Origin of the sequence: Paraburkholderia sp. UCT31 (genome assembly GCF_014397655.1) — a bacterium.
Classification (GTDB): Bacteria; Pseudomonadota; Gammaproteobacteria; order Burkholderiales; family Burkholderiaceae; genus Paraburkholderia; species Paraburkholderia tuberum.
Genome location: NZ_VZQP01000129.1, coordinates 1 through 5,647 on the forward strand (window position 1 = coordinate 1; position 5,647 = coordinate 5,647).

Here is a 5,647-nt window from a genome sequence, read left to right on the forward strand (position 1 = left end):
CATGATTCGGCTCCTGCTGGAGAACGAGGCGGATTGCCTCATTCGCCAACATAAAACCGCGTGACCGGCCTCGCCCTGACCTCCCGCGTCGGACCGGAGCCCTCTACCGCGCGAGCGGTTTCGTTCTCCGACCCACTGCGGCCGGTCGCCCGTGCTTCAACCGTACGGCCGTTGTCTGTGCAAAAGCGACGGAGAGTGATGAGTATGTGCTGCTACAGCTAGTTCTCTCCGTCTTCCCTAGGGAGGTCGCCGACACGCGACCTGGCCTGCCGTGGCAAGTCCGCAGCCCGCTGCAGTCGTGCGACAATCCGTCATCGCGTTCCAGCTTTGGCCGGCATTGCCGCGTTCTTTCGAACGAATGTCCATCTCAACGCCCTTGTCGTCGTTTGCGCGCATCTCCGCAGCACACCTCGATGAACTCATCGCGCTGCTTGAGATCCGCGTCCTAGGCCTGTCCGAGTGTCTCGTCAGCGAGGGGTTCGTGCTCGAACTCGACGGCAACGACGCGCCCGGCATCCACTACATTCTTTCCGGCAGCGGGCTTCTACACATCGGAGGCGCCGATTCGGTACCCCTTACACCGCACACGCTGCTGATCGTCCCACCGCGACATCCGCTGAAGCTCGAGGTGCCCGCAAGCCAGGCGGGCATCGCACCGGTCGTCGTATCCGGCCGCGAGCATAAGCGTGTCGTCGATTCCATCAACCGGTTCCGCGCCGGATCGACTGAGCCCATGACCGTGATGATCTGCGGTTACTTCACCGCAGCTTTCGGCGCCTCGATTAATCTCTTCGAAATGCTCTCGATGCCGATCGTCGAGCAATTCGATCCGTCCGACCGGCTCGACGTCTATCTGCGCACTGCCTTCGAGGAGCTGATGGCACAGGAAATCGGCGCCGGTGCGATGTCGGGCGCGCTGCTCAAGCAGGTGATCGTTGCGCTCGTGCGCCGCTCGCTTAAAACCAGCGCGCTGTGGATGGAACGTTTCGCACTGCTCGGTGACCCCCAGATCGCGCGCGCGTTCGCCGACATGACCGCGAGGCCTTCCGCGCCGCACACTGTCGAAAGTCTTGCCCAGATCGCCTGTCTGAGCCGCTCCGCGTTCATGGCGCGCTTCTCGGCGGCCTTCGGCCAGCCGCCGATGCAGGTGCTTCGCGACATCCGAATGCGCCAGGCCGCCGCCCAACTGCGCGCCGGGGATCTCGCGCTCGACCAGGTGGCGCACAACGCCGGCTACGCGAGCCGCGGAGCTTTCATACGCGCCTTCCGCGAAATTTATGGCGCGGCGCCCGCCGAGTATCGAGCAACACCATCCTCATCCTGATCCGCACCGCGCGGATTGACTCGCCCGCTCGACGCCCGAAGCGCCGAGTGGCGACCCACGAGCCGGACTTTTGCGCACATTTGCCGGATCCTGTGCGCGGTGATCGCTCCTAGACTGCTTCTCAATGCAGGAACACCTGTTCCCGCAGCCATCATCCGCAGTTCGAACCGAACCCAAGGAGCAGTACTATGAGCCGCATCGCTATTCCGCAGAATATTCCCGCCGAGTCCAAGGCCGTCGTCGACGCCGTGTCGCGGCAACTCAAGCTCACGCCGAACCTGTTCCGCATCATGGCACAAAGCCCCCAGGCGCTGAACGGGTGGGCCGGCCTGCAGAGCGCTCTCTCCAAAACACTCGACATCAAGACGCGCGACGGCATTGCACTGGCCGTGTCGCAGGTCAACGGCTGCCAGTACTGCCTCAGCGCCCACACCTACGCAGCCACCCAGTTTGCCGGCCTTTCCAGCGATGAGATTCGCCGCAACAGACTCGGGGACTCGGACGTGCCCCGCGTGGCGGCCGCGGTGGCGTTCGCGCGCAAGCTGATGCAAACGCGCGGCAAAGTAGCGACGGGGGACCTCGACGTGATGCGAGCCGCCGGGTACAGCGATGCCAATATCGTCGAGATCATCGCGCTGAGTGCGCAGTTCATGCTGACGAATTTCGTCAATAATGTGTTCGACACGGAGATCGACTTCCCGGTGGTCGAAACGGAAATCGCCTGAACGCGTTCGGAAGCCCGCAAGGGCTTCCCCCTCTTCTGGGAGTTCTGCCATGCCACGCACCACTGCCGAAAAGCGCGCCACATTCCGGGCGCTACACGAATCCGGTTGTTTCACGCTGCCGAACCCTTGGGACGCCGGCAGCGCACGTTATCTCGCGAGCCTCGGCTTCCAGGCTATCGCGACCACGAGTTCCGGCTATGCGTGGTCGACCGGCCGCGCCGACAACCAGGCGAGCCGCGACGACATCCTCGCGCACTTGCGCGCGATGGTCGAGGCCACCGATCTGCCGGTCAATGCAGATTTCGAAAGCGGCTTTGCCGACGATGCGGCCGGCGTTGCCGAGAGCGTGAAACTCGCGGTCGCCACCGGCGTGGCTGGCCTGTCGATCGAAGATGCGACCGGCGATGCCGCCGCGCCTCTGTTGCCGATAGAGATCGCCGTGGCGCGGCTCGCAGCGGCGCGGCAAGCGATCGACGATAGCGGTGGCGATACGCTGCTGATCGGCCGCGCGGAGAATTTTTTCGTTGGTGTGCCCGACCTGAACGACACGCTCGAGCGTCTGAAGGCTTACGCAGCGGCCGGCGCGGACTGCCTGTACGCGCCGGGTATCCGGACGCGCGAAGAGATCGAGGCCGTCGTCGCGGCGGTCTCGCCCAAACCGGTGAACGTACTGATTGGCGCGAACCCGGTCCTGACATTGCCAGAACTGGCAGCGCTGGGCGTGCGGCGCGTCAGCGTGGGCGGCGCACTCGCGCGGAGCGCCTGGGGCGGCCTCATGCGCTCCGCCCAGGCGCTTTCGGACGGACGCTTCGACGGCTTCGCAGATGCCCCACCGGCTTCGGATCTCAATGCACTGTTCGCTGGCGACGCTTGACGCGCGCCATTAACATCGATCCCGTCACTCAAGGAGAAACACATGGCTCGCGAAATCATCCGTGTCGAACCATTGTCCAACTGGCTCGAGCGTTGGAAGGCACCCACCTCCATTGCCACGCGTCACGGCGACACGCTTTACGTGTCGGGCTTGCCGCCATTCGATCCGCAGACCGGCAAAGTGCTGGATGCGCCGATCGAACAGCAAACTCGACGCGTGCTGGAGCAACTGAAGCTCTGCGTCGAGACCGGCGGATCGTCGCTCGACCAGGTGCTCAAGTGCAACGTCTACTGCACATCCGTCGAGATGTTCCCGATCGTCAATGAAATCTATGCACGATTCTTTGGCCCCCGGCCACCGGCACGGATCTTCGTGAACGTGCCCGCATGGCCCGGACGTTTCGATATCGAGATAGATTGCATTGCAGCGGTTTGAGCCGTGTTGCGCACGACCATGGCACGCTCGACCGACGCACAGATCGAAGCGGCACTCACCGATAACACACGGCCTCACCGCGATCGCGCCCGCGACGGGCGAGATCGCGTCGCCGATGTGCTTCGCTTCATCGACATCGGGCCAGGCGATCTTTCTGCCGTATCGCGGATATTTCACTCGCTTGTTCGCGTCACTGGCCGGAGACCACGGACGCGTATTCGCCGCGATTCCCGCCGAGCTGACAAAGATCGAGCGCATCGAGGCGGGACAGTCGGAGGTCGAACAGTTCGCGCGGTAGCGGCACAATGCCGTGCTGCTGACAGGGATTGCCGGAAAAGCGGGCGCCCGACGGAACAGATCTACGCGTTTTGCATCGCGCGGAACTACCACGATCTCCACACGCCAAAGATGGTCCCCGTCGACGTTCATGCATTCAACGACGCCGTTTTTCGCGTGTTGATGCCGGGCGGCCATTACGTAATCGTCGATCATCGGGCGCAGCCGGGTTCGAATACGCGGGTGAGCACGACGTGCTGCATAGTCACCGCGATCCGCGGACGTCCTGCATCTTCGCGCGTGGAATCCGATACGACACCGATGGGTTTATCGTGAAATTCGGAGGCCTGCTGAGCTTACGTGTCGTGTTCGTCAATGACCGTTATCTGAATGGAACCGCCGTCTGAATGTCTTCGCGACGCTTAGGAAGAAGGTCTCTTCCTGGCCGATCTTTGTCCGACGTCGATCAACGGCACGCGAGCCACTTCTGCCCTTCGACGTGGAAAGACCGCAACAGCAACTTCCAAAGTACAGCGGCCGTTCACGCGGATGTCTATGCGCCACACGAGCCGCGCGCGACGGTCAAAAGGAGAGCTTTGACGGCCTGCCTCGAAGTACTCAGCTTCAACGTCCGATACAAAGACTACGAGCGTCATAACCACACGGGCGCTAGCTGGAGCGCAAACACGCGCCAGTTGAGGCGTTCAGCGTTCCTTGCCATGTGTACTGGAGTCGGGCGCCTCCGTGCAGCGCGTTGAGGCGTAACCTTTCAGCATGCTGGTCGTGCACGTGGTGAGGTGGCTTCCAATGCGTCACGCGTTCGGATCTGCGGTGAAGCCTCGCCAACGATACTGCGGCTGCTCATTCGCAAACTCGCCCGATGATCGGCCTGCCAGCGGGCGCGCGTCTGGATCCGGGCTTTTCCTTAATCGTGCAAGCAGCTTTGTTAGAAGCGGAATGTTGGCTATCTTTGACTCACCATCTGCCAGGCCGAACGAGAGAGGCAATCATGAAAGCATGGAACGTCGTGAATCTGCTCGTCGTCGTGGGATGCGTGACGTTGACGTCGAACGTCTACGCGCAAGCCAGCAACGCTATGCCGATGGGCTCGAGTCCGGCTGCAAGTTCAGGCAAGGCGACGCCAGCGGACAAGAAGCTGGCTCGGGATGTACGCAAGGCGTTGTCGAAAGCGCCCAACTTCAACGTGTCGAACGTATTCGTCAAGGCGCGCGGCGGTGTCGTGACATTATCCGGCAGCGTGTCGGACGGTCCTCAGATCCAGCAGGCCGCGGAAGTGGCGAAGGGCGTGCCGGGTGTAACGTCGGTGACTAACCATCTGACGCTCTATACGAAAGGCTATTGACGCTTCGAGGCGGCGCCGGGAAGTACTGGCCGTTTTCAGCCGTGAAAAGAGGAGCCGACGCTCTCGCAGGACAAGATGTTCACCGTGCCGGTGGACTATCTCTCCTGGTGCGTGGGCCACGAACGCTCGGACCTGAAGTATCTGAAGGATTCGGTGCGCGCGATGTACCGATGAAACGTTGTTCCAAGAGCGCGAAAGGCACTTGACGACCCGATACTCGGTCGTTCAAGTCCAGTTCGAATGTTCCTTGCGCAGCTTATCCGGCCTCGGGTTGGATTTAGAAATGTTGGCGTGGATGCGAAGGAACGCGAGATAGTTCTCGTCTTCGGCCAGCATCAGGGTCGGCGTAGACGATGTAGCCGCGTTCGTTGACGAGAAGAATGTCGTTAGGCATGGCGGTGTCTCCTCGAAGATTAACAGTACTTGAAAAGCAGGGGCCGAACAACCCGTGCTACGAGCATGACTAGGTCGGTAAGGCCAGTCTTCGTGGTCAGGGTGCTGAGCCCTCGCGAATTCCGACTCGATGGGGGGAAGGATTGCGTTCGCCGTCCCAGCTCCGGCCATTCGCCGCGCGCGATACCCGTCGCGCGGTGCGCCGCACGCCCGGTTCAATGCGATCGGCCGTGGCCGCCGCCACCCCAGTAACGGCC

6 protein-coding genes are annotated in these 5,647 nt (G+C 62.2%); all 6 read left to right on the plus strand.

The annotated features are described in order from the left end of the window. Positions 1–358: 358 nt before the first annotated feature. Positions 359–1,324 (plus strand): AraC family transcriptional regulator, encoded by a 966-nt coding sequence (locus F6X40_RS40780; RefSeq protein ID WP_222946306.1) that lies wholly within the window; start codon positions 359–361, stop codon positions 1,322–1,324. 188 nt (positions 1,325–1,512) lie between these two features. Next, positions 1,513–2,049: a carboxymuconolactone decarboxylase family protein gene (locus F6X40_RS40785; RefSeq protein WP_184070400.1), complete on the plus strand. Its 537-nt coding sequence runs from the start codon at positions 1,513–1,515 to the stop codon at positions 2,047–2,049. 49 nt (positions 2,050–2,098) lie between these two features. Further along, entirely contained in the window at positions 2,099–2,923 is an 825-nt protein-coding gene (locus tag F6X40_RS40790) for an oxaloacetate decarboxylase (protein ID WP_187631798.1), read from the plus strand. A gap of 42 nt (positions 2,924–2,965) precedes the next feature. Then, entirely contained in the window at positions 2,966–3,358 is a 393-nt protein-coding gene (locus F6X40_RS40795) for a RidA family protein (RefSeq protein WP_187631799.1), read from the plus strand. A 115-nt stretch (positions 3,359–3,473) separates the two neighbouring features. Next, positions 3,474–3,656: a hypothetical protein gene (locus F6X40_RS40800; RefSeq protein WP_184070394.1), complete on the plus strand. Its 183-nt coding sequence runs from the start codon at positions 3,474–3,476 to the stop codon at positions 3,654–3,656. A 987-nt stretch (positions 3,657–4,643) separates the two neighbouring features. Beyond that, entirely contained in the window at positions 4,644–4,997 is a 354-nt protein-coding gene (locus F6X40_RS40805) for a BON domain-containing protein (protein ID WP_187631800.1), read from the plus strand. Positions 4,998–5,647: the final 650 nt, after the last annotated feature.

Bases quoted from the DNA above. Each gene is read 5' to 3' on its own strand.
- F6X40_RS40780 (WP_222946306.1), top strand. From the start codon at position 359: ATGTCCATCTCAACGCCCTTGTCGTCGTTTGCGCGCATCTCCGCAGCA.
- F6X40_RS40785 (WP_184070400.1), top strand. From the start codon at position 1,513: ATGAGCCGCATCGCTATTCCGCAGAATATTCCCGCCGAGTCCAAGGCC.
- F6X40_RS40790 (WP_187631798.1), top strand. From the start codon at position 2,099: ATGCCACGCACCACTGCCGAAAAGCGCGCCACATTCCGGGCGCTACAC.
- F6X40_RS40795 (WP_187631799.1), top strand. From the start codon at position 2,966: ATGGCTCGCGAAATCATCCGTGTCGAACCATTGTCCAACTGGCTCGAG.
- F6X40_RS40800 (WP_184070394.1), top strand. From the start codon at position 3,474: ATGTGCTTCGCTTCATCGACATCGGGCCAGGCGATCTTTCTGCCGTAT.
- F6X40_RS40805 (WP_187631800.1), top strand. From the start codon at position 4,644: ATGAAAGCATGGAACGTCGTGAATCTGCTCGTCGTCGTGGGATGCGTG.